This is a genomic window from Roseibium sp., from assembly GCF_965232425.1.
Classification (GTDB): Bacteria; Pseudomonadota; Alphaproteobacteria; order Rhizobiales; family Stappiaceae; genus Roseibium.
In genome coordinates, this window is the sequence record NZ_OZ246971.1 from 6150391 (window position 1) to 6172348 (window position 21958).

Below are 21958 nucleotides of genomic sequence, written 5' to 3' on the forward strand. Positions count from 1 at the left end.
CGTTCTTTAGCCGCGCAGCTGTTCGGTCGGCTCGCGCATGGTCACGAGTTCCTCAGCCGCCGTCGGATGGACGGCGATCGTCCGGTCGAAATCGGCCTTGGTCGCGCCCATCTGCAAGGTCACGCCGAGGATCTGCGCCAATTCTCCGGCGTCGGGACCAACGACATGCACGCCCAGAACCTTCTGCGTATCGGCATCGACGATCATTTTCATGAGCATCTTCTCGTCGCGGCCGGACAGGGTGTGTTTCATCGGCCGGAAACTGGACTTGTAGATGTCCAGGTTGGGCGTGCGCTCCAGCGCCTGTTCCTGTGTCAGTCCGACAGTTCCCATTTCAGGCTGAGAGAAGACGGCCGTGGCGATCAGGCTGTGATCGACCGTCCAGGGCTTGTTCCCGAAAACCGTGTCGGCAAAGGCATGACCTTCCCGGATCGCGACCGGGGTCAGGTTGGCCCGGTTTGTCACGTCACCGACCGCGTAGATCGACGGAACGCTCGTCTGCGAGTCCGCGCTGACCTTGATCGCACCGATCCGGTCGGTTTCGACACCGGCCTTTTCCAGACCGAGATCCTTCGTGTGCGGATTGCGCCCGATCGCGAACATGATCTTGTCCACCGCGAGTTCCTTGCCGCCCTTCGTATGTCCGACGAGGCCGCCATCCTGGCGTTTCTCGATGCTGGAGAACGTATCCCCCAGAATGACCTTGATGCCCTTCTTCTCCATTTCCTGACGGACGGTGGTCCTGAGGTCCATGTCGAAGCCGCGCAGGATTTCCTCGCCGCGGTAGATCAGGGTGGTATCGACGCCAAGGCCGTTGAAAATGCCGGCAAACTCAACCGCAATATAGCCGCCGCCGGCGACCACGATGCTGTCAGGCAGCTCCGCCATGTGAAACGCCTCATTGGACGTGATCACGTGTTCCATGCCGGGCACGGAATTGTCGACGTTCGGTGACGCGCCAACCGCGACCAGAATGTACCTGGCCGTCAGGGTCTGGCCGGTGGACAGAAGCCGAACCGTGTGTGGGTCCTCGATGACGGCGCGGCTGTCGTGCGCTTCCACGTCGGTGCGCTCAAGATTTCGGCGGTAGATCCCTTCCAGGCGCGTGATCTCCTGGTCCTTCGCAGCGATCAGCTTATCCCAGGAAAATGTGCGTTCGCCGACGGACCAGCCGAAACCCTCAGCGTCCTCGAATTCCTCGGAGAACTTGGAGGCGTAGACGAACAGCTTCTTCGGGACACATCCGCGGATCACGCAGGTTCCGCCATACCGGTACTCTTCGGCGATCCCGACCCGTGCGCCATGCGTTGCGGCAATACGCGCGGCGCGCACGCCACCGGATCCGCCGCCAATTACAAAAAGATCATAGTCATAGTCGGTCATCTTCGCCTCTTTTCGCGTTCGCCTGCTCTCTGCTCCCGGAGAGTTCCAGGCCCGCCCCAGATAGGCGCTGCAGATCACCATGCAAGGCACGAACTGCGGCGACGCGTCGTCCCGCAGCTCCAGAACGGTGTTGTTCCAACGAATTAGGCCGCTTGCGCGGCCTGTTTGCCGGTTTCAGGCACCAGCTTCAATTCTTCGTGCAGTCGCCGTGACGCGCGGCAATCACTGCGCTTGGGTGCGCTTCTGCAGTTCCTGCTGAACGATCGTCACCATTTCGGTCGACGTCTTGTCTTGCCATTCCCGAGCCGCACCAACCGAAAGCTGCGTGACGCGCGGCAGGGTCTTGGTCAGCTTCTGTCCCAGATCCGTCTGGTAGAAGGCTGCCAGCTCGTTGAGTTCGTCTTCCGTGAAACTGGTTGCCCAGGCTTCATAGACCAGCGTGTTCAACTCGCCACGCGTGGGTGCGAGGCGCAATGCGACTTCCTGCACCACCTCGATGATTTCCTCGGCACGGGTCGGTTCAGCCTGGATGAACGCGGTCCGGGTCTGCTCTGCGAGAATGGGCAGAATTTCGTCGAACGGTTCCAGAACCTTGGTGACTTCGGCAACGCGCTTTGCAGCAGCCATATGGCTTTCCGAAATCGCGTCCTGCGCCACGGAAACGCTTGCGAACATGGCTGTTGCTGTCAATACGGCGCCAAAAACAGCTGCCCGCGGCAAAGCTCTCGTGAGTGTCATACTTCTACTCCTACGTGGCTGTCCGACAGCTTCACCGGACACCAAAACATCATAATTCAGGCAGGTACCACGGTCTTTACCCCATTCGTACCTGCAACGTAAGCCTTTGTTGCGAGCCCTATGAAGAGGCCGTGCTCAACGACACCGGGAATGTCAACGAGCTTCCCGGCGAGGGATCGTGCGTCTGGAATCGCCTCCAGGTGCGCATCCACGATGTAGTGACCACCGTCGGTCACAAACGGATCCGCAGCACCACCTCTCAAGACGAGTTTCTCCGGCAGGCCCGCTGCCCGAAGCGTCTTTTCGATCGCGTTGGTGGTGGCCTTCAGGCCGAATGGCACCACTTCGATCGGCAAGGGAAACCGTCCGAGGGTGGCAACTTCCTTGCTGCCGTCGGCAATCACGATCATTTCGGCGGAAGACGCCGCAACGATTTTTTCCCGGAGCAGCGCGCCCCCGCCTCCCTTGATCAGCGACAGGCCCGCATCCAGCTCATCCGCACCGTCGATCGTCAGATCCAGTTCCGGCAGTTCGTCGAGGGTCGTCAGACGGATGCCCAGTTCCGAAGCGAGAGCGCGCGTGCGCTCCGATGTCGGAACCCCGATCACATCCAGTCCGCCGGCAACGCGGTCAGCCAGCGCACGCACGAAAAACTCCGCAGTGGACCCGGTTCCGATCCCCAGGCGCATCCCAGACGTGACGTCCTGCGCTGCCCGTTCGGCAGCCTGCCGTTTAAACTGATCGCTCATCCATATTCCTTCGGTCGGCGCCCGAGCGGATGGGGCGTGACCACTTCTTATTCTTGACCGCCGGGTGCTTAGCATGGCCGACCTCTCACGGTCCAGTGACATTCAGGGAGACGTGCGAGAAAGCCATGGACGGCAAGGGAATACCGAATTCATTAACCATGACTTTAGATTGATTTGCGAAGTTTGAGCCTACAACCTGGGTTTTGACATGCGCGGCAACACATGAACCTCTTTATATTAAAGCAAAATCGGCCCGAAAATCTGATGCAGGAACACGCGGCTGCCGAATCGGACGCAGAGGAACCTTCGAGCGAGACCGCCGATCCGCAGGCGCCCGAGCAGCTTGAGTTTGTTCTCGACAGCCTCGAGGATGATCTGCAGGTCGCCGCGAAGACCATCAACGTCGCCGCGGAAAACGTTCAGGACCGGCTGGTGAGCCAGATGGATACGCTGGCGAAGATCCGCCACGACACGCGGTCCTTGTCCGACCAGTCCTCCATTGCCGACGAAAATGCGTCAAGCCTCGCCTCTTCCATCCAGGAACTGTCGGCCTCGAGCAGCGAGATCGGATCCCAGGTCGGCGTTTCGAACCAGCTCGCCGACGAGGCCCGCGAAATCGCGGATCAGGCAAACGAAGGTGTCCTGGAACTGAAGAACGCAATCGATGACATTGCAAATGTCGTCAGCCTTATCTCCGACATTGCCAAACAGACCAACCTGCTCGCCCTGAACGCGACCATTGAAGCGGCCCGGGCCGGCGAGGCCGGCAGAGGCTTCTCCGTGGTTGCCAGCGAGGTCAAGTCACTGTCGGTCGAAACCCAGTCGGCCACGGAACAGATCGTCTCGAATATCGAGAAGCTGAACCTGTCCGCGGAGCACAGCCTCGGTTCGGTGAACCGGATCATCGAGGTCATCGGCAAGATACGACCGAGCTTTTCGGCCGTTGAGGACGCCGTACGCTCCCAGGTGGACACGACCAACCTTATCGGCGAACAGGCCAACAAGACCGCCGAATTCGCTCAAATCGTGGTGCAGAAGGCACAGGCGATCACCGACAGCGCCGCTTCTGCAGAAGAAGGCGGAACGCGCGCCCGCGAGACCGGCTCGCAAATGAGCGTCGCCTCGAAAAGCCTCCAGAGCCGCTTCACGATGATGATCCGGCAAACCGAGCTGGGCAACAGGCGCAGGCACGACCGGTTGCCGGTGAAACTATCAGGCTCCATTTCCAACGGCAGCGCGTCGGCGCGTGGCGAAACCCTCGACATTTCCGAAGGCGGGTGCCTCTTCAAGGCTTCCGAAAACGTCACGCTTCGTCCGAACGACCTGCTGCAGATCGAACTGAGCGGGCTTGGCAAGGTCACGGCGCGGCTGGCGGCCGTATCCGAAAACGGTTTTCACTGCTGCTTCCAGGATCCCGACCCGGCCTTCGAGAGCGCCTTGCACGCAAGGATCGCCTCCATCCACGAGAGTCATGCGCGCGAAGTCGACTGCGCCCAGAGCGGAGCCTCCAGAATTGCAGCGGCGATGCAGGGCCTCATTTCGAACCGCATCATGACGATGGATGATCTCTTCGACACCGACTACGCGCCGATCGAAGGAACCAACCCGCAGCAGGTTTCGACACGCGCCCTGCGCCACCTTGAAACCGTCATTCCGGAAATACAGGAAGACATCCTCGCGGACGGCAAACCGCATGGCATGGCCTTCTGCGCCTCGGTCGATCGAAACGGCTATCTGCCGGTCCACAACCTCGTCTTCTCGAACCCGCAACGCCCTGACGACCCGGTCTGGAACACGGCAAACTGCCGCAACAAGCGCATCTTCGACGACCGCGCGGGCTTGAGCGCTGCCAGAAACACCCGGCCTTTCCTCATCCAGTCCTATGCCCGCGACATGGGCGGCGGCAACGTCGTCTGGATGAAGGAAGTTGACGCTCCGATCCTCATCGAAGGCCGGCACTGGGGCGGTTTCCGCACGGCGTACAAGCTCTAGGGTACGGCCCCTAGAGCTTGCCCTCTCCTCACCTTTGCGGTTAGGGAAGCGCTTCAACATCCTTGTCCGAGGGTCTCATGTCCGTACTCGTATTCGATCTCGACGGCACACTGGTGTCATCGATGGAAGATCTTGTCGCCACGCTCAATGTCGTTCTCACCACGAACGGTCACGCGGCGGTCCCGCAGGCAAAGGTCGTCCACATGGTCGGCATGGGGGCCAAGGTGCTGCTGCAGCGCGGGCTGGAACACAATGACGTCCGCTGGACCGAGGAGATGGTGCTGCCGCTCTATCATCAGTTCCTCGATCACTACGCTGCCAACATCGCCGTTCACACACGCGCCTTCGAAGGCGTTGTTCCGTCGCTGGAGCGTTTCAGAAGCGAAGGATGGAAACTCGCGGTGTGCACAAACAAGGCGGAACGGCTTACCCTGCCGCTTCTCGAAGCCCTTGATCTTGCGAAATATTTCGACGCGGTCGTCGGCGGCGATACGTTCAGCGTATCCAAACCCGATGCCGAACCCGTACACGGTGCCATCGCGCGCGCCGGCGGATCGATCGAAGGGTCCGTCATGATCGGCGACAGCGGCACGGACATCAGCGCCGCGCGGAATGCGGGCATTCCGGTCGTCGCGGTCGATTTCGGCTACACGCCCGTGCCCGTCAGCGAGCTCGGGCCGGACAGGGTCATCTCGCATTTTGACGAACTGGCCGAGGCGATTGCCGGCGTAACGCGCGCCTGACAGCCGGTTTCGGTCCGTTTCCACCGAAGCCTGCACCGCCGTACAACCGTTTCTCACAGCACACACACCCGATCGCCTGACTATCCCCAGCGTATTTGCGCTGCCGGATGCGCAGACCTGCGCAGGCGCAAGAGTGGCTGATATGCTCGCTGGAACGTGATTCCAACTGGATTGACTGAGATGGCAACGCAGACGGCGCCAAATCCTACGCGCGAGAAGATGCTCAAGGGGCTGGGCTATCAGAAGTCCGGCGAGATCGAAAAGGCACAGCGCTGCTACAAGCAGGTTCTGAAGAAGCTCCCGAACAACCCCGACGCACTTCATCTTCTCGGTGTCACATACCGGCAGCTTGGCTATCCGAAGCGGGCGATCGAATACATACAAAAGGCAATTGCCGTGAACCCCAACCAGGCGCCGTTCTATGCCAACCTGGCCCGGGCAATGATGGATGTCGGCACCGACGCGGAAAGCATGCTGGCGGTCTCTGAAAAAGCGCTGTCCCTCAATCCGCAGGAGAAGGAAGCGCTCAACATCAGGGGGATCGCTCTCACCCGCCTCAAACGGACGGAAGAAGCGGAAGAGATTTTTCAGCAGCTGCTTGTCACGTATCCCGATTTCGGGGATGCCTACCGCAATTACGGCCTGCTGCTGAGAGAGAGCGAGGATTTCAAAAAGGCGCTTGCCTTCTTTCACAGAGCCGTTCAACTCAACCCGGACAATCCCGAAAACTACATCGAAAGATCACGTTGCCGCCTCAAACAGAAAGATTTCAAGGTTGCCGAAGCGGAACTAGCCGATGCGCTGGAGCGCTTTCCCGACAATGCCGAGCTCAAACATGAGACCGCACGGCTGCTCTTTTCAATCTCCCGAACCGATGTGGGCGTGAAATACGCGGAAGAAGCGGTTGCAGACAACCCCAAAAACTATCACCGACTCGTTACGCTCGCCGTTCAGTATCTCATGCTGGGACGCGGTCGAGAATCTGTCGACACGTTCCTGAAAGCAAAGAAACTCGCTCCGGAAGGGGCTGCCGGAATAGACTGGAACCTCTCTCTTGCCTATCTCTCCATTGGTGATCTGACCAACGGTTGGGCGCTTCACGACGCCCGCTTCGGCGATGAGAATTCCACGTCAAACAAACGAAAATTCGATGTTCCGGAATGGGGGGGCGAAGATATATCCGGCAAGACCGTGCTTGCGTGGTGCGATCAGGGCCTCGGTGACGCCCTGCGAGGCTGCACCATGCTGCATGAACTGATCGAGCGGGCCGGAAAGGTCATCCTGGAAGTCGCACCGAAGTCCGTGCCGTGGTTTCAACGCTCGTTTCCGAAGGCCACTGTCCGGGCGGCTCAAGTCAACTCGGACCTTACAACCGACCTGAACGACTTCGACATCACCGCCAATCTTGTCGACATTGCAAAGTTCTTCCGTCCGGATTTCCAGTCATTCCGAAACGCGAGAACCCCGGCATTTTCCTTCGACATCGAACTCGCGCGCACGTTTTTTGAACGCCTGAAAGGCAAAGCGGACAAACCGATTGTCGGCATCGGATGGCGGTCACGGAACCTCGAAGTGTATCGCGCACGCTATTATCTCTCCGCCCCCGAGTTCTTTCCGATCATCGACATGGAAGACGTCACTTTCGTCAACCTGCAGTATCTCAGTGCCTTGAAGGAGATCAAATTCTTCGAGGCCAAATCGAAGGGAGCGTTCGTCAATTTCGAGGAGGTCGATCTTTTCGATGACCTCGAAGCAGCCGCTGCCTTGACGGCTTGCTGCGACGTCGTTGTCTCGGCCAATGTCAGCGTCACGGAAATATCAGGCGTTCTGGATGTTCCGACCATTCGCTTCGGACCCCAGGAATCAGCGCTGCTGCTTGGTCAGAAGAACGTTCCCTGGCATCCGTCGACAACCTACCTGCGCATGGACGAAAACAAGCTTGCCGTCGATATGGTTCCGACAATCAGGCAAACGCTCGAGGAGCATCTCAGCACCTTCGACCCGTCACGGCGGAACAAGCGGCTGCAACTCGAAACTGTCGCCGGCTGACAGAGCAGCGCGAGGTTTCAAGTTCCGAACTCCTGGCAAGGCCGCGGCAGGAGCGCCTGATCAACGGCCTCTCAATGCGCCAAACGGTTCAAAGGTAGTTCTTTTCCATCAGGAACTCGGCGAAATAGAAATCGATATCCGTATCGATGTCCACAATGCGCACCGTATCGGGGACGACATATCCCACTGTTTCCGGTGACATCATGTGCGCATTCAGCGCATCGACGTGATCGGCTGAAATCACCATGGCCCAGGACGTGAGTTCAAAACACTCCGGATAGTCCTGGCGCCGGTAGTACTTGTTGCCGTCATATTCCACGAACGTCCTGATAGACCCGTCCGTTTCCCGCTTGGCACACAGGAATGGATGGGTGTCCGGCTGTTTCAGCCCGATGACACTGTGGCATCCAGGGTTCTCCAGGTAGTGGCGCAGCAGATCTTCCAGGAGCTCCGGCGTCCGGAACGGATAGGTCGGATAGAGCACCACCACGGCATCGAATTCATCGCCCTGGCTCCGGCGCGCTTCGATGAATTCTGCGACGACGGCCTGCATCGTTGTATCGGATTGTCCCAGATGATCCGGGCGTCGATGCGCGACTGCGCCGGCGGCCCTGCCAATCTCAAGATAGCTGTCGCTGTCACTGTTGATGAATGTTTCACTGATCATGCTGCATTCAAGCGCCGGGCGAATGCTGTGTGCCATCAGCGGCTTGCCTGCAAGGGGGCGGACGTTCTTGTCTGGAAGGCCCTGGCTGCCAGCGCGTGCGGGCACCATCGCAATGAACTTGCTGGTCATTACATTCCCAAAACGGCGTCATGGTCCTGTGCGTCGAGTTTCTCGCGCACATGGACAAATTCATCGTCGGACAGGCTGCTGAAGTTCAAGGGCCTGCCGCTTTCGTTCGTGATCATTTTCGTGGCGTCGTTCAGTTCCAGGACGTATTGCCGAAAGTTTTCGTCGCCGACGGGCTGCCCTGATTTGCGATCAAACTTGAGATTGAAAACGTCACCGAGCGTTGCGCGGACACGCGGATGCCGGAACATCTCGGTTCCCGGATAAGCGGTCGCGGTAAAAATGGACGTGTTGATCGAAGCCATTGCATCGTCGTGATCGGGCGTACCGGCCACCAGACCTTCGGTGACAAGGTCCTGCTGCCACTTGATGAAACCCAGACTGGTTTGCAACTGCTCAAGCGTTTCACCCGGATAGCCCATGATCCAGGTGCAGTTGCCGTGGATGCCGGCTTCCAGCGTATTGCGAATTCCCTGTGTCATGGCCCTTGGAAACTCGAAGCCATTGTAGACTTCCGTGCCGCTGGACAGCATGAAACCGCCCTTGCCCATGTCTTCCAGAACCTGAGGCGATGCCGACTCGGCGCCGAACCCGATGTAAATGCAGCCGGCACGGCGCATCTCCCTGACACGAAGAACATCCGCGCTGCGATAGCCGCCCTTGCGGTCAGGGCGCAGATCGGCCGCTTCATCCAGCCTGCCATGCGCGCCCCAGCGCAACTGTCCGCTTGCCGCATAGGGCTCAAGAATGTCGGCAAGGGCAGAGATACGCTTCGGGCTCACCATGAAGTTGTCGTCCATCAGGCCGATGAAATCGACGCCATAGCGGTTTTGATATTCGATGAACTCGGTCGCGAGGTTTTCAGCGCTGCGCACACCGTAGTTCCGTTCCCCCTGTGCGCCGCGGAAGCAGAATTTGCACTCGAACGGACAGCCGCGGCTCGATACCGTGGAGATGCTGCGCTTGATTTCAAAACTGGTTGCGGAGCTGTTCTTGGCGCTGCCGCCCCACACGGGAACATTGAGGTATTCCTCGAGCACCTTGAAGCCGTCGACATCTTCCTGCATCAGGTCGTAGGCCGGCAGCGGCAGGCTGTCGAGGTTCGCTGGCCTGCCGCCGTGATAGACGAAACGCGGCCGCCCGTCTTTCGTTTCGCGGTAAAACGGCGACAGCAGCCCCGCGTTCAGCGCCCGTTCGAAGCCCTTGTCCCTCATGGCTTTGGCATCCAGGGCGATTTTCACGACGATGTCATCGCCTTCGCTGTGCGCCACGGCATCCAGTTCAGGGATCCAGTTCAAGAGGTCGGCGCGAAACTGCGTCGCCAAACCGCCACCACTGACAAGCATCGCGTCCGGATCCAGGTCGCGTACAATCTTTGCGACTTCCGTCTGCCAGCGAAGTGTCGTGATCAATCCGGAAAGTCCGATCAGGTGCTGCCCGCCGGCTTTTTCCAGTGTCCGGCCGATCAAGCCGCGAGCTTCGGCAAACGTCAGGGAACGGCCGGTCTCCAAGCCCCGCCGCGCGGCGTCCTCGTCCTTGATGCGATAGATGTTCAGATCAATGATTGTCGGCTCAGCGCCGAATTCCCGCAATCTGGCGGCAAGCAATGCGGGACCGACCGGGGGGTTGTTGGGTTTGGCCTGTTCCCGGATCGGCATGTTGATGAGTGTCGCCTTTACGCCCGCGAGCGCATTGGGCTGCAGACTGTTCAGGAAACTGTTCGTGGCAACTAGGTTCATGCTTCAAGCCGTCCGGTTCAATTGATATCAGCTGGCCGCATTGCCCGGGTGCCCGCCCCTCTCCCGGTCGCTTCCACGGCACGAATGGTGACACTCCCAAGACTTCGCCGAGTTCCGGATTTACGCTGTACAAATACCAACAGGATAGCCGCCGATTGATTCCCCATCACTTGAAGGATCACATGCGGGTCTTGAGACTACAAGAGAAACGGCCATGACAAACCAAGTTTAACTGTTGAAATGATTTCCAAACAAGAAAACCGATTGTTCAACCTGATCGACAAGATAGCGAAGAATGCAAAACCTGTTGGAAAACCAAGCGCCTTAGACTTGTAGGTTCGCGGTTCGATTGAGTACTTTAAGCAAGTGCCGGTATGCAGCACCGGTTGGGCATCTCATCTGGAGAGGGAACGCGCATGACGTTCGCGAGCGCGCAAATCGTTCAAGGTATCTCGGCTGAGGATGTCTGGGACTTCGAGAACGGCTACCACTGGTTTTCCGACCCGACGCGCCTTAACAAGACACTGGCCCATTACGAACTCTACAAGATGATCACGGGCCTCCCCGGCGACGTTGTCGAACTGGGTGTGTTCAAGGGTCTGTCGCTTATCCGATTTGCCACGTTTCGCGCAGCGCTCGAGGACATGTCGTCCCGGCGCGTCATCGGATTCGATGCCTTCGGGAAGTTCCCGCGCGCCGGACTTTCGCGACCCGAAGATGTCGAATTCATCGAAACCTATGAAACACAGGCGGGAGATGGCCTGTCCAAAACCGAACTTGACGGGCTTCTGCAAGCGAAGGGTTTTGCGAATATCGAACTGGTCGAAGGCAATGTCCTTGAGACCCTGCCGGATTATCTCAAGGCAAATCCGGCCCTCCGGATCTCCTTGCTGCATCTCGACTTGGATGTTCTGGAACCCACGGAATTTGCGCTTGATCTGCTTTTCAGCCGCGTCGTAAGGAACGGCCTTATCGTTTTCGACGACTATCAGGCCACCGTTGGCGCCAGCATTGCGGCAGACAGTTTTATCGAAAAGCACGGTCTGGCGCTTGAAAAGCTGTCCTTCTACAAACAACCCGCATTTGCGAGAAAGACCTGACGACAAAGAACAAGCTGTTCGTCTCGTCTACCTCCCGGCGTTCAGGACTAACCGGAACAACTAGGCGGCCGCGTGGCTGCCCTGTTCCGGTTTGTGGCAAATGCCGTAGAGACAAGTGTTCCTGTAACCGGTTGTCAGCGTTGCTTCCTGGGTGACCACCTCGATCTCCGAGGGCTTGAAGTGGCGGGACAGCAGGGAGAGGAAATCTGAGCGCGTCAGTTCGCCGAGATGATATGGATTGTCGGCGCTTGGGCCAGACACGCCGCTGCGTGCCTCCGGGCTGCTTACCACCAGGACTCCGCCGGGAACCAGGGCGTCACGAAGCGCAGAAATCAGGCCGTCCTGCCGGTCCAGCTCGATATGTTCCAGTCCCTCGATGCAGCCGACAACATCGTAGCTTTCGCGTGCCAGCTCCGGGTTCCGCAGGTCGCCGACATCATAGCCGGCCCGATAGCGGCCATAGGTGCGCTTTGCATATTCGACCGTGGTTCTGTCGAAATCCAGACCTGTATAGGAGACGTGCAGCGGGCCAAGAACTTCCGCCGCATAGCCGCTGCCGCATGGAAAGTCGAGTACGCGCAGGTCCGGACGGCAGAACAGTCCGAGTTGGAAGTAGCGCGCCTTATGGCGCGCCACCGTATCGCGCATGTCGACGCCGGGAATGTCGGTCGCCCTGACAACGACCCTCACCCCGCTTTCGCTTACGAACTCATCGTCCTTGAGGTAGAGGCGCTCCTTGTCGCTTCCACCTAGAAAGAGCACATGCTCGTCTGAACTCATGGACACGGAAACCTTCACTCTCCTCACACCGGAACTTCCGGCACAAGTGCGCCGTCGATCAGGTGATCGCACAATTCGCGCAGGGCACCGTCCCCACCGGAACATTTCAACACGATCTGGCAGACTTCCTTGACCTCGGCCCGGGCGTTGCCCGGCGCGACCGAAAGACCGCAGGCTTCAAGGCACTCGAGATCGTTGATGTCGTCGCCGATATAGGCAAGCTCCTTCCAAGACAAGCCGTTGCGCTGTCGCCAGGCATCCAGATAAGGCAGCTTGTCCTTTACGTCATGTGCGCACTCCATATGCAGCTTGCGCGCACGCGCCGCGACCACACCGTCACTTTCTCTCGACAGAATGAGGAGTTTGAGCCCGCGCCTGCGCAGCATTTCGATTCCCATGCCATCGGCGCGGCTGCAGCGGACGAACTCCCGTCCGTCCGTGTCTAGGAACACCGAATTGTCGGTGTGAACTCCATCGAAGTCCGTAACGAGCGCCTTGATTGGCGCGCGCGCAGCTGCGCCCCGCACCCCTAGGAAACCTTGTTCAAGAGCAGCCCGTCGGTCTCGATTGCGCTTGTTTCGCGCCACTTGAGCTTGTGACGCTGGGCCACTTCGACGTCGAGAATTTCCTTTTCCTTGTAATTCAACGCCGCCGACACCTCCCGGACACCCTCGCAGAGCTGTCGAAGGCCGTCGGGTTCCAGACTGGCCGCGTGGTCGGTGCCCTTCCAGTTGCAGTCGAGCGTGAAGTGCCGTTCGATATATCTGAACGGACCCCGCCTGAAACGCGATTCACCGCTCATGCCCACGGCGACCGCCGCCATGTCCACGGCCGTGCCGATGTGGTGACCGGAGAACCCGACCGCTGCTATTCTCTCACCATAAAGGTCCTGCAGACGATTGATCTCGAGCAGGCAGACTTCCTCGAAAGGAACAGGGTAACCCGACGTGCATGCGTAGATGACAAGATCGCGCGCACGGCCCATCTTTTCATAGAATTCGATGGTCGAAGACAGTTCTCGCCCGGTGGTCATCCCGGTCGAAACGTGGATCATGCCCTCAAAATTCCGGCACAGATATTCCTGGACATCGTAATTGAGGTTCGTCGCCGACGGCACCTTGATCATCGACGGCTTGAGCGCCGCTATCTCCTGAGCGGATGTCAAATCCCACACGGACGTGGAATACTCGATGCCCCGCCTGCGGCACTCCTGCTGCAATTCGCGATGCTGCCCGATGGAAAACTCGAGAAACTCCCTGTGCTCACCATAGGTGCGCCCATAGGAATTCGCTGGAACGGGGTGCGGCCGATTGTAGACATCGGGTGGAAGCAGACTTCTGTTGTGCCGCTTTTGAAACTTCGCAACCTGGGCGCCGCAATACCCGGCTGCCGTCTCAATCATCCGGCAGGCAATGTCCATGTCGCCAAGATGATTACACCCGATTTCCGCGATAACCTGGATTTCGCTATCAAGTTTCATGAGCCGGGCTTGCTTCCAACACTGGTCTAAACGTCACTGACACTCTGGCGACAACAGTCCAGTAAAACGCTCCCGGATACAAATACATAAAAGTACTTTTCCCACGATATTTCGGGCCAGTCCGAACAGACTTGCGTCTCCCTCCGGACAGACAGCCGTGATGCACCCACCGGCCCGATCATGGGTCTGGACCGGTGCTGGTCTACCTTTTGCGCGGTTTGATGGCGCGCGGGGCTTCCTTCCGGCTGGCGGCCCGGTTGCCCGGATCGCCGAGCCGTTTTAGCCGACGAATGCGCGTTCGACCACAAACTCCGCTGGCTTGTTGTTGGCACCTTCCGTCAGACCGGCTTTTTCGAGCAGGGCCTTGGTGTCCTTGATCATGTCCATCGAGCCGCAGATCATGCCGCGGTCCACGGCCGGGTCCAGAGGCGGGACGCCGAGATCGGTGAAGAGCTTTCCGCTCTCGATCAGATCGGTAATCCGGCCCTGGCGCGGAAAGTCCTCGCGCGTGACGGAGGTGTAGTGGACGAGCTTGTCCTTGGCGAACTCGCCGATCAGCGGGTCGTTGATCGTCTCCTGGACGAGGTCTTCGCCATATTTGAGTTCAGCGACCTCGCGGCATGTGTGCGTCAGGATGACCTGATCGAACTTTTCGTAGGTGTCGGGATCGCGGATCAGGCTCGCGAACGGTGCGATGCCGGTCCCCGTGGAGAACATGTAGACGCGTTTGCCGGGAATGAGCGCGTCGTTCACGAGCGTTCCCGTGGGCTTCTTCTTCATCAGGATGGCGTCGCCCGGCTGAATCTTCTGAAGATGAGAGGTCAGCGGGCCGTCCGGCACCTTGATGGAGAAGAACTCGAGTTCCTCATCCCATGCGGGGCTGGCGATCGAATAGGCCCTGTAAAGCGGTTTGCCGTCGATCATGAGCCCGATCATTACAAACTCGCCGGAGCGGAACCGGAAGCTTGCCGGTCGCGTCATGCGGAACCGGAACAGGCGGTCTGTGTAGTGCTGAACGGTTTTCACTTCTTCCACGAAAACGTTCGCGGGAACGGCGGATTCAAGATCCGATGGTTTGGCAAGTACGTTCATGTGTTTCGCAATCCGTAGGTCTTCACGCATCAGGGGTTCTGCTCCATGTAGACCACGTGTGCATTGACTTGAAGCAACTTAAATCCACGAATTGTCCGCTTCGCAAAAAAATCATTCCAAAATGATCCCTGAACCTAGTGTTTTGGTGAAATCGTGTTTCGCAGCGGCGACCTCAAGCGCCTGTTCGACGCGAAAATAGCTCACCCGGGGATCTGAGTAAAATGTCTTCACTGACAGCGGCCCCAGGACAGATCAGTCCCTGAATTCATCCGCGCACCCAGCAGGATTTGATCTGCGCTTCCCGCTTAGTCACAGTTGCCTCCACCCTCCCAAAAGATCTTGCAGGAAAGGTCCGGTCCGGACGTCTTGCGGCGCGCACACCGATTTTGTCACACGCGCCCCGACAGCGCGCCGACATCACGTCCCGACCATGTAAATCTCACGTCCTTACTTGGCTGATCTGCAACGGACGATAGAAGCAGCACTCGCGACAATCACATGACGTTGCCGCAAAGTTGCTTGGGATCGATTTTTTTTATTTGACAGACAAATAAAAAAAGCAAAAATTACTGATCAAATAAAACAAAGCATAATAATACCTTCCAACGAGGGAAAGTAAATGTCCGGACGCACGCACGAAGAAACAGGCCAGTCCATAGCATTTGTGCTCATGGACAGGTTCTCAATGAATGCATTCGCCAGCGTCATTGAGCCGCTCAGATTAGCAAACCGGCTACTTGGCCGCGAGTATTACGAGTGGACTACTTATTCACTGGATGGAAATTCAGTCGTGGCCAGCAATGGCTGCGAAGTCATGGCAAATAAATCTATTCGTGAACTTGTTGACGCCGATATTACACTGTTGTGCACAGGCATCGATGTCGAACGTCTTCCACTGGATGCCGACCTCGGAAACAAGCTGAGGCGCCTGAATGCGATGGGACGCACATTCGGGGCGATCTGCACCGGTGCCTATCTTCTCGCCCGCTACAATCTTCTCGACGGCCGACGCTGCACGATCCACTGGGAAAATCTGCGGTCTTTGAGAGAAGAGTTTCCGGACGTCGAGGTGACGTCAGATATTTTCGCCATCGACCGGAACTGCATCACCTGCGCCGGCGGAATGGCGTCGCTCGACATGATGCTGCGGCTGATCGCGATTCAGCATGGCGCGTATCTCGCCCACGAGATCGCCGAGGTCGCCCTCTACCAGAACATGCGCTCCGGCGAATCCGCTCAGCGGCATGACATCGAGGCGCGGACCGGTATCTCGAACGCCAAGATCCTGGATGCGATCCGGATCATGGATCTGCATATCGAGGACCCGCTCAGCTGCCAGCAGCTTGCGATGACGGTCAGCCTGTCCCCGCGCCAGCTGGAACGCCTGTTCCGCCGGCATTTCAACTGCACGCCCGGCCAGTATTATCTGCGCCTGCGCCTGGAAACGGCACGCGATCTGCTCCGGCGCACCAGCCGGCCGGTTCTGGATGTCGCGCTCGCGTGCGGCTTCGCTTCCACGTCGCACTTCACCAAGTGCTACCGCGAGCGGTTCCTGTGCACACCGACCGAGGAACGGCAGTCCTACCAGTGGGCCAACACCAAGACCACGTCCGGCGTCGGGACCGCGGCTCCCATGCGGCTGGTTGCGAAATAGCACGTTGCAGAACGACGAGATTTTCTGAACGCCGCCGCCAAGGCGGCGTTTTTCATTGGACAAGCCGCCAGATGCCGAGCGGGACGAGGTACAGGCCGAGTGCCAGGATCGCGCGCTGGATCAGCTTGCGAAAGGCCGCATCGGAAAAACGGCTCCGGAAGCGCTGTCCGGCCCAGACCCCCGTCAGGGCAGGAAGGACAAGAGCGGCAGAGGCGAGCATTTCACGGCCGCCGACTAGACCAAACCCGCCGAGAGACAGGCCGAGCGCAACGGTTGAGGAGAGAAACAGCAGCCCCAAAGCCTGTATCAGCGCATCGCGCGACAGTCCCAGTGCCTGCAGATACATGATCCCCGGCACGACAAAGGCGCCTGTCAATCCGGAGAAGACGCCGTTGAGGAGCCCGGCGGCGATCCCGACCGGTACAACCTGCCGCTCCTCAAGCAGAAACGAAACTCCGGCCAGCATCGGCAGCGCATAGGCCACCATCAGCATACCCAAAACCAGGTCCGCAGCGCCTTCAGGCACCTGTGTCAGAATGAATGTCCCGGCGCCCAGGGTCAGAACCGCCGTCACCAGGAACGGCCACAGCCGCGCGAGCAGCACCTTCAGGTGACCGCCGGAAAAGGCCTGCCAGACATTGGTCAGAAAGGCCGGCCAGAGGATCAGCAGCATCGCCTTCTCGATCCCGACAAAGACGGTCATCAGCCCGAGGCCGATCGCAGGAAGGCCGAAGCCCACGAGACCCTTCACAAACCCGGCAATGACGAACACCAGTACCGCGATGACGGCAAGGTTCGGGCTCAATCCAAAAAGTTCACTCACGCCGCGTCCCGTTCCCATGGCCAACACTGTGCCGACTTTTAGTTCGTGATGGTTTGGGCCGCAATGTCGATGTCCGCGACACCGTCACAAACGATCGCAAAGCGGATTTCGCAACCAACGCAATGGTGTTACCGTGCCGGCCATGAACACCCCGTCCCTCTCCAGAATTCCCAACGCGAAAGCCCGGCACCTGTTCCTGCACAAGCACGGACTTTGCGCGCCTCCCAAGGGAAGCGGCAAGGGTGAGGACCTGTGTGCGGTCTTCGACCAGCTCGGTTTCGTCCAGGTGGACAGCATCAACACGGTCGCGCGCGCGCACCACATGATTCTTGCCGCACGCCGGCCCGCCTACAAGGAAAAGAACCTGAAGCTGCACCTGGAACGGGATCGCCTCGTGTTCGAGCACTGGACCCACGACGCATCGATCATTCCGACAAAGTTCTTTTCGCACTGGAAACTGCGGTTCGCCCGGGACCGCGAACGGCTGATCAAACGGTGGCGCAACTGGCACCAGAACGAATTCGAGCAGAAACTCGACGACGTGCTGAAACGTGTCAGCGACCACGGCCCCGTCACGTCCGCGAGCGTCGGCGAGGACGAAAACCGCAGTTCGGGCGGCTGGTGGGAATGGCATCCGTCCAAGACCGCGCTGGAGTTCCTGTGGCGCACCGGCGACCTGTCCGTCTGCCGGCGCACGGGATTTCAGAAAGTCTACGATCTGACGGAGCGTGTGATCCCGGACGCGCACAGAACCACGCGCCACGAAATCCGGGAAACCATTGACTGGGCGGCGAGATCGGCGCTTTCGAGGCTCGGATTTGCAACGTCCGGGGAGATTGCGGCGTTTTGGGATCTGATATCTCCGCAGGAAGCGAAAACCTGGTGCCGGACCGCGCTCGCGGACGGAACCATTGTCGAAGCCGAAATCGAGTGCGCACGCGGCGATTTCCGGCGTGTTTTTCTCTACCCGGAAACGCTTGCAGGCCTGGATGACGTCCCGGGACCGCCGTCGCGGGTGCGCATCCTGTCGCCTTTCGACCCGGCCCTGCGCGACCGGAAACGTGCGGAGCGCCTTTTCGACTTTTCCTACCGGATCGAGATCTTCGTGCCCGAACCCAAACGGCAATACGGATACTACGTTTTTCCCGTCATGGAAGGCGACCGGCTCATTGGCCGGATCGACATGAAGGCACAGCGGGACAATGAGCGGCTCAAGATCCGCGCCTACTGGCCCGAACCGGGTGTGCGGGCAAGCAAGGGCCGCCTTGCCAAACTGGAAGCAGAGCTTCAGAGAATGGCTCGGTTCAGCGGATGTTCGGACATCGAATTCGAACCGGACTGGCTGAGACACTCAAACCCGGCGCTCTGAGTTGTGGCAAACCGAGCAACTACACACATCGTGTATACGTCATGACCGGCACTGAGGCTGCGCTTCACGATCCGGCAGATTGCGTGCCGCGCGTGTGAATTCATTCGATCCCACATAAGTGCTATTCTTGTTTTATCACGGCCAAGGACGCTGAAACCGATCCGGATTTCACCGGAACCGCTGCGACCAATTCGCTGCCGTGCATTTCCGAACTGGTTCGCGGCGTGAAAACACGCTATATATTCAAACTTACGAAATTATGAATGTAAGGAGTTGGAAATGACTGTTGAACGCGCAATTCTTCTTGTGGTCGGTACTCTGATTGTCGCCTCCGTACTGCTCGCGGTTTACGTCAATCTCAATTGGCTCTGGCTGACCGGCATTCTCGGGGCTCATCTCGTCCAGGCGTCATTCACCGGCTTGTGCCCGGTCGTCTTGATCCTGAAAAAACTCGGCCTGCCGCAGAAGTCGGGTTTCGCCTGAACCGGCTGCCGGGCTTCACCGGTGCCCGGCCATGATTTTTCTTCCCGAAGAGAGCGGAGTGGAGGTACGGGAACTGGGTGGCAAAGTCGGGTCGGGTCACGAACCTACACGCTTCGGCTCCCCGGCCCCGGATCTGCGCGGTTGCTTGTCCGGGGCGGCGAAGGAGGGTGTGACGGTCCCCTCCGTCATTCCAGACAAGTGAGGCGACGCCGAACGACGATCTGGACTCCAGACATCAGCGTGAGCGAAGCGAGCACGAGCGTCGAGACGGCTGTAAGCAGTTGCGCCTCTGGCGCGAATTACATCTGGTTAGCCGATCAGGCCGGGCACAAGTTCCGGAGCGGCGCACAGCTGGCGCTGCCCTAGCCCGGAATGACCCCAAGGGAAGTTACATCCTCCGTCGTCACCCCTAGTGAACCCCAAAGCCTCAGGGAACGATTCCCATCCAAATGTGTTTGTCATCGCTGCGAAAGCAGGGAACCAGTAAGCTCTTGTCTGGCCGTCATTCTCAATTGCCATCGACGCGGGCTACTGGATCCCGGTCTTGCCGCTCATGCGGCAAACCGGGATGACAACCGGAAACAAGCGGTCTTTTCCCTATGACATCGGGGTCCGTCCTGAAGGATAGGCCTTGACGTGAGGCCCATCCTTCGAGGCCTCGCTGCGCTTCGCACCTCAGGATGAGGTCAGCTTGCAGGTCGGTTCTGCCACGCGGCCAGGCCGTGGCGCCTATCCCGCCTCACGTCCAGCTGAGGACCACCTTTCCGGCTTCTCCGGATTTCATGGCGGCAAAGCCCTCCTGAAAATCGTCAACGCCGAAACGGTGCGTGATGACGTTGCGCACGTTCAGACCGTTCTGGAGCATGGCGATCATCTTGTACCAGGTCTCGAAAATCTCCCGGCCATAGACGCCCTTGATGGTGATCGCCTTGAAAACGATCCGGGACCAGTCGACGGGCGATTTGCCGGGCGGAATGCCAAGCAGAGCGATGCGCCCGCCCATGACGAGGTTTTCCACCATCTGGTCCAGCGCCGCCTGGCTTCCGGACATTTCCAGCCCGACGTCGAAGCCTTCCCGCATTCCCAGCTTCTGTTCGATCCCCTTGAGGTCCTGTTCGGCGACATTCACAGGCACGACATCGGTGACCTTCGCCGCCAGATCGAGCCGCGCCTGGTTGATGTCGGTGATGACGACATTGCGCGCGCCGACATGGCGTGCAACGGCGGCGGCCATGATCCCGATGGGTCCGGCGCCGGTGACCAGAACATCCTCGCCGACAAGGTCGAAACTCAGGGCGGTGTGGACGGCGTTGCCGAGCGGGTCGAGAATCGCGCCAATTTCATCGTCGATCTCATCCGGCAGCGGCACCACGTTGAACGCGGGCAAGCGCAGGTATTCCGCGAAGGCGCCCTGCTCGTTGACGCCGATGCCGCGGGTCTCCGGGTCGAGATGAAACTTGCCCGCCCGCGACTGGCGGGACTGTTTTCCGATCAGATGCCCCTCACCGGAACACCTCTGGCCGATTTCGAACTCCGTGACATTCTTTCCGAGTTCGACGATCTCTCCGGCAAATTCATGACCGGTGATCAGGGGAACAGGCACGGTCCGGGCCGCCCAGTCGTCCCAGTTCCAGATGTGGATGTCCGTGCCGCAAATGCCGGTCTTGCGGACCTTGATCAGGACGTCGTCGGGACCGATCTCCGGCACCGGCGCGCGGGTCATCCAAAGGCCTTCGCGCGGCTCCAGCTTCGAGAGCGCCTTCATCTGGTTGCTGCTCATGACAGGACTCCGGTTGCCCTGCCTGCCCTGTCAAAGGCCGCCAGGGCCCGGTCAAGCTGTTCATGCGTGAGTGCGGCATTCATCTGGGTGCGGATGCGCGCCTGACCGCGCGGCACGACGGGGAAGAAGAAGCCGGCGACGTAAACGCCCTCCTCGAACAGCCTTGCGGCCATCGCCTGCGCCAGTTTCGCGTCGCCCAGCATGACGGGGATGATCGGGTGCTCACCGGGAAGAAGCTCGAAACCGAGCGCTTCAAGGCCGGAGCGCCAATAATCCGCGTTGTCGAACAGGTGGCGCCGGAGATCGTCTCCCTCCTCCACCAGCCGGATGGCTTCCAGTCCGCTCATGACAACGGCCGGCGGCAGGGAGTTGGAGAAGAGGTAGGGCCGCGCGCGCTGGCGCAGCAGATCGATGACGGGCTGGGGTCCGGCGATATAGCCGCCGATGCCGCCGCCCAGCGCCTTGCCGAGCGTTCCCGTGAGAATATCCACGTCGACGCCGAAATGGGCCGGCGTTCCCTCTCCCTTCGGCCCCATGAAACCGGTGGCGTGGCAGTCATCCACCATGACCACCGCGTCATACTGGTTTGCAAGCGCCGTGATCTCGGGAAGGTTCGCGAGATACCCGTCCATGGAAAAGACACCGTCGGTGGCGACCATGACGTGGCGGGCACCTCCGGCACGCGCCTCCTTCAACTTGTCCTCGAGATCCGTCATATCGGAATTCGCATACCGGTAACGTTTCGCCTTGCAGAGCCGGATGCCGTCAATGATGGAGGCGTGATTGAGCGCGTCCGATATGATCGCGTCCTCCGGGCCAAGGAGCGGTTCGAACAGGCCGCCATTGGCGTCGAAACAGGCGGCGAACAGGATGGAATCGTCCTTGCCGAGGAATTGCGCCAGCCGCTGTTCCAGTTCGCGGTGAATGTCCTGCGTGCCACAGATGAAGCGGACGGAGGCCATGCCGTATCCTCTCGGCTCGAGCGCCCTGCGCGCGGCTTCTTCAAGCGCCGGATGATTGGCCAGACCGAGATAGTTGTTGGCGCACAGATTGATGACCTCGCGCCCGTTCACCTCGATCACGCCGCCCTGAGGCGACGAAATCTCCCGCTCCTTCTTGTAAAGGCCCTCGGCCTCGATTTCTTCCAGGATACCGGTGATGTGGGAGAGGAAGGCGTTGCTCACGGCGAAGCTCCGATAAAATAGACGCTT

Annotated in this window: 19 protein-coding genes; 7 read left to right on the forward strand and 12 right to left on the reverse strand. The window is 59.3% G+C overall.

The window, feature by feature from the left end:
• Positions 1–6: 6 nt before the first annotated feature.
• From gor to rpiA, 3 genes are all read right to left on the reverse strand, one after another.
• Complete coding sequence (gene gor / locus ACO08A_RS28070; protein ID WP_422039142.1) at positions 7–1383, reverse strand: glutathione-disulfide reductase; 1377 nt, start codon at positions 1381–1383, stop codon at positions 7–9.
• A 222-nt stretch (positions 1384–1605) separates the two neighbouring features.
• Positions 1606–2121 (reverse strand): DUF2059 domain-containing protein, encoded by a 516-nt coding sequence (locus ACO08A_RS28075; RefSeq protein ID WP_421982517.1) that lies wholly within the window; start codon positions 2119–2121, stop codon positions 1606–1608.
• Between the two features lie 56 nt (positions 2122–2177).
• Positions 2178–2870, reverse strand: coding sequence for a ribose-5-phosphate isomerase RpiA (gene rpiA, locus ACO08A_RS28080; RefSeq protein ID WP_422039143.1), 693 nt, complete (start codon positions 2868–2870; stop codon positions 2178–2180).
• Between the two features lie 264 nt (positions 2871–3134).
• Between rpiA and ACO08A_RS28085 the strand changes: the two genes are divergently transcribed.
• The 3 genes from ACO08A_RS28085 (at position 3135) to ACO08A_RS28095 (ending at position 7654) form a co-directional block, all read left to right on the forward strand.
• Entirely contained in the window at positions 3135–4862 is a 1728-nt protein-coding gene (locus ACO08A_RS28085; RefSeq protein ID WP_422039144.1) for a methyl-accepting chemotaxis protein, read from the forward strand.
• Positions 4863–4939: 77 nt separating this feature from the next.
• On the forward strand, positions 4940–5605 hold the full coding sequence (gph, locus tag ACO08A_RS28090) for a phosphoglycolate phosphatase (RefSeq protein WP_422039145.1): 666 nt from the start codon (positions 4940–4942) through the stop codon (positions 5603–5605).
• Between the two features lie 180 nt (positions 5606–5785).
• Entirely contained in the window at positions 5786–7654 is a 1869-nt protein-coding gene (locus ACO08A_RS28095; protein ID WP_422039146.1) for a tetratricopeptide repeat protein, read from the forward strand.
• A gap of 88 nt (positions 7655–7742) precedes the next feature.
• On the opposite strand, the gene ACO08A_RS28100 is transcribed toward ACO08A_RS28095, so the two are convergent.
• Together ACO08A_RS28100 and ACO08A_RS28105 are read right to left on the reverse strand one after the other, a co-directional pair.
• Positions 7743–8450: a cytidylyltransferase domain-containing protein gene (locus ACO08A_RS28100; RefSeq protein ID WP_422039147.1), complete on the reverse strand. Its 708-nt coding sequence runs from the start codon at positions 8448–8450 to the stop codon at positions 7743–7745.
• Positions 8450–10186 carry a B12-binding domain-containing radical SAM protein gene (locus tag ACO08A_RS28105; protein WP_422039148.1) on the reverse strand — a complete coding sequence of 579 codons (1737 nt, stop codon included), beginning with the start codon at positions 10184–10186 and terminating at the stop codon, positions 8450–8452. Before ACO08A_RS28105 ends, ACO08A_RS28100 begins: the two co-directional genes overlap by 1 nt.
• Before the next feature lie 416 nt (positions 10187–10602).
• Between ACO08A_RS28105 and ACO08A_RS28110 the strand changes: the two genes are divergently transcribed.
• Positions 10603–11286 (forward strand): TylF/MycF/NovP-related O-methyltransferase, encoded by a 684-nt coding sequence (locus ACO08A_RS28110; RefSeq protein WP_422039149.1) that lies wholly within the window; start codon positions 10603–10605, stop codon positions 11284–11286.
• A 60-nt stretch (positions 11287–11346) separates the two neighbouring features.
• Here ACO08A_RS28110 and ACO08A_RS28115 read toward each other — a convergent pair whose 3' ends face one another.
• The 4 genes from ACO08A_RS28115 to ACO08A_RS28130 all read right to left on the reverse strand — a co-directional run bounded on the left by ACO08A_RS28115 (position 11347) and on the right by ACO08A_RS28130 (position 14638).
• Complete coding sequence (locus tag ACO08A_RS28115) at positions 11347–12066, reverse strand: class I SAM-dependent methyltransferase (protein WP_422041829.1); 720 nt, start codon at positions 12064–12066, stop codon at positions 11347–11349.
• A gap of 23 nt (positions 12067–12089) precedes the next feature.
• Positions 12090–12593, reverse strand: a complete 504-nt coding sequence (locus ACO08A_RS28120) for a KdsC family phosphatase (protein WP_422039150.1) — start codon at positions 12591–12593, stop codon at positions 12090–12092.
• 2 nt (positions 12594–12595) lie between these two features.
• Complete coding sequence (locus tag ACO08A_RS28125; RefSeq protein WP_422039151.1) at positions 12596–13546, reverse strand: N-acetylneuraminate synthase family protein; 951 nt, start codon at positions 13544–13546, stop codon at positions 12596–12598.
• Positions 13547–13825: 279 nt separating this feature from the next.
• Positions 13826–14638 carry a ferredoxin--NADP reductase gene (locus ACO08A_RS28130; protein ID WP_422041830.1) on the reverse strand — a complete coding sequence of 271 codons (813 nt, stop codon included), beginning with the start codon at positions 14636–14638 and terminating at the stop codon, positions 13826–13828.
• Between the two features lie 685 nt (positions 14639–15323).
• On the opposite strand from ACO08A_RS28130, the gene ACO08A_RS28135 reads away from it, so the two are divergent.
• Entirely contained in the window at positions 15324–16292 is a 969-nt protein-coding gene (locus ACO08A_RS28135) for a GlxA family transcriptional regulator (RefSeq protein ID WP_422041831.1), read from the forward strand.
• Positions 16293–16344: 52 nt separating this feature from the next.
• Here ACO08A_RS28135 and ACO08A_RS28140 read toward each other — a convergent pair whose 3' ends face one another.
• On the reverse strand, positions 16345–17115 hold the full coding sequence (locus ACO08A_RS28140) for a sulfite exporter TauE/SafE family protein (RefSeq protein ID WP_422039153.1): 771 nt from the start codon (positions 17113–17115) through the stop codon (positions 16345–16347).
• A gap of 142 nt (positions 17116–17257) precedes the next feature.
• Between ACO08A_RS28140 and ACO08A_RS28145 the strand changes: the two genes are divergently transcribed.
• Together ACO08A_RS28145 and ACO08A_RS28150 are read left to right on the forward strand one after the other, a co-directional pair.
• Positions 17258–18484, forward strand: a complete 1227-nt coding sequence (locus tag ACO08A_RS28145; protein WP_422039154.1) for a winged helix-turn-helix domain-containing protein — start codon at positions 17258–17260, stop codon at positions 18482–18484.
• A 279-nt stretch (positions 18485–18763) separates the two neighbouring features.
• Entirely contained in the window at positions 18764–18967 is a 204-nt protein-coding gene (locus ACO08A_RS28150) for a YgaP family membrane protein (protein WP_422039155.1), read from the forward strand.
• A gap of 739 nt (positions 18968–19706) precedes the next feature.
• Here the strand turns inward: ACO08A_RS28150 and tdh are convergent.
• On the reverse strand, positions 19707–20747 hold the full coding sequence (gene tdh / locus ACO08A_RS28155) for an L-threonine 3-dehydrogenase (protein WP_421982501.1): 1041 nt from the start codon (positions 20745–20747) through the stop codon (positions 19707–19709).
• The gene (locus ACO08A_RS28160) at positions 20744–21931 is read right to left on the reverse strand and encodes a glycine C-acetyltransferase (protein WP_422039156.1); all 1188 of its coding nucleotides are present in this window, start codon (positions 21929–21931) and stop codon (positions 20744–20746) included. The genes tdh and ACO08A_RS28160 overlap by 4 nt, the downstream gene beginning before the upstream one ends.
• Positions 21932–21958 lie beyond the last annotated feature (27 nt).

Excerpts from the sequence above, each read along its gene's own strand:
- gor (WP_422039142.1), bottom strand. The coding sequence starts at position 1,383 with ATGACCGACTATGACTATGATCTTTTTGTAATTGGCGGCGGATCCGGT.
- ACO08A_RS28075 (WP_421982517.1), bottom strand. The coding sequence starts at position 2,121 with ATGACACTCACGAGAGCTTTGCCGCGGGCAGCTGTTTTTGGCGCCGTA.
- rpiA (WP_422039143.1), bottom strand. The coding sequence starts at position 2,870 with ATGAGCGATCAGTTTAAACGGCAGGCTGCCGAACGGGCAGCGCAGGAC.
- ACO08A_RS28085 (WP_422039144.1), top strand. The coding sequence starts at position 3,135 with ATGCAGGAACACGCGGCTGCCGAATCGGACGCAGAGGAACCTTCGAGC.
- gph (WP_422039145.1), top strand. The coding sequence starts at position 4,940 with ATGTCCGTACTCGTATTCGATCTCGACGGCACACTGGTGTCATCGATG.
- ACO08A_RS28095 (WP_422039146.1), top strand. The coding sequence starts at position 5,786 with ATGGCAACGCAGACGGCGCCAAATCCTACGCGCGAGAAGATGCTCAAG.
- ACO08A_RS28100 (WP_422039147.1), bottom strand. The coding sequence starts at position 8,450 with ATGACCAGCAAGTTCATTGCGATGGTGCCCGCACGCGCTGGCAGCCAG.
- ACO08A_RS28105 (WP_422039148.1), bottom strand. The coding sequence starts at position 10,186 with ATGAACCTAGTTGCCACGAACAGTTTCCTGAACAGTCTGCAGCCCAAT.
- ACO08A_RS28110 (WP_422039149.1), top strand. The coding sequence starts at position 10,603 with ATGACGTTCGCGAGCGCGCAAATCGTTCAAGGTATCTCGGCTGAGGAT.
- ACO08A_RS28115 (WP_422041829.1), bottom strand. The coding sequence starts at position 12,066 with ATGAGTTCAGACGAGCATGTGCTCTTTCTAGGTGGAAGCGACAAGGAG.
- ACO08A_RS28125 (WP_422039151.1), bottom strand. The coding sequence starts at position 13,546 with ATGAAACTTGATAGCGAAATCCAGGTTATCGCGGAAATCGGGTGTAAT.
- ACO08A_RS28130 (WP_422041830.1), bottom strand. The coding sequence starts at position 14,638 with ATGAACGTACTTGCCAAACCATCGGATCTTGAATCCGCCGTTCCCGCG.
- ACO08A_RS28135 (WP_422041831.1), top strand. The coding sequence starts at position 15,324 with ATGAATGCATTCGCCAGCGTCATTGAGCCGCTCAGATTAGCAAACCGG.
- ACO08A_RS28145 (WP_422039154.1), top strand. The coding sequence starts at position 17,258 with ATGAACACCCCGTCCCTCTCCAGAATTCCCAACGCGAAAGCCCGGCAC.
- ACO08A_RS28150 (WP_422039155.1), top strand. The coding sequence starts at position 18,764 with ATGACTGTTGAACGCGCAATTCTTCTTGTGGTCGGTACTCTGATTGTC.
- tdh (WP_421982501.1), bottom strand. The coding sequence starts at position 20,747 with ATGAGCAGCAACCAGATGAAGGCGCTCTCGAAGCTGGAGCCGCGCGAA.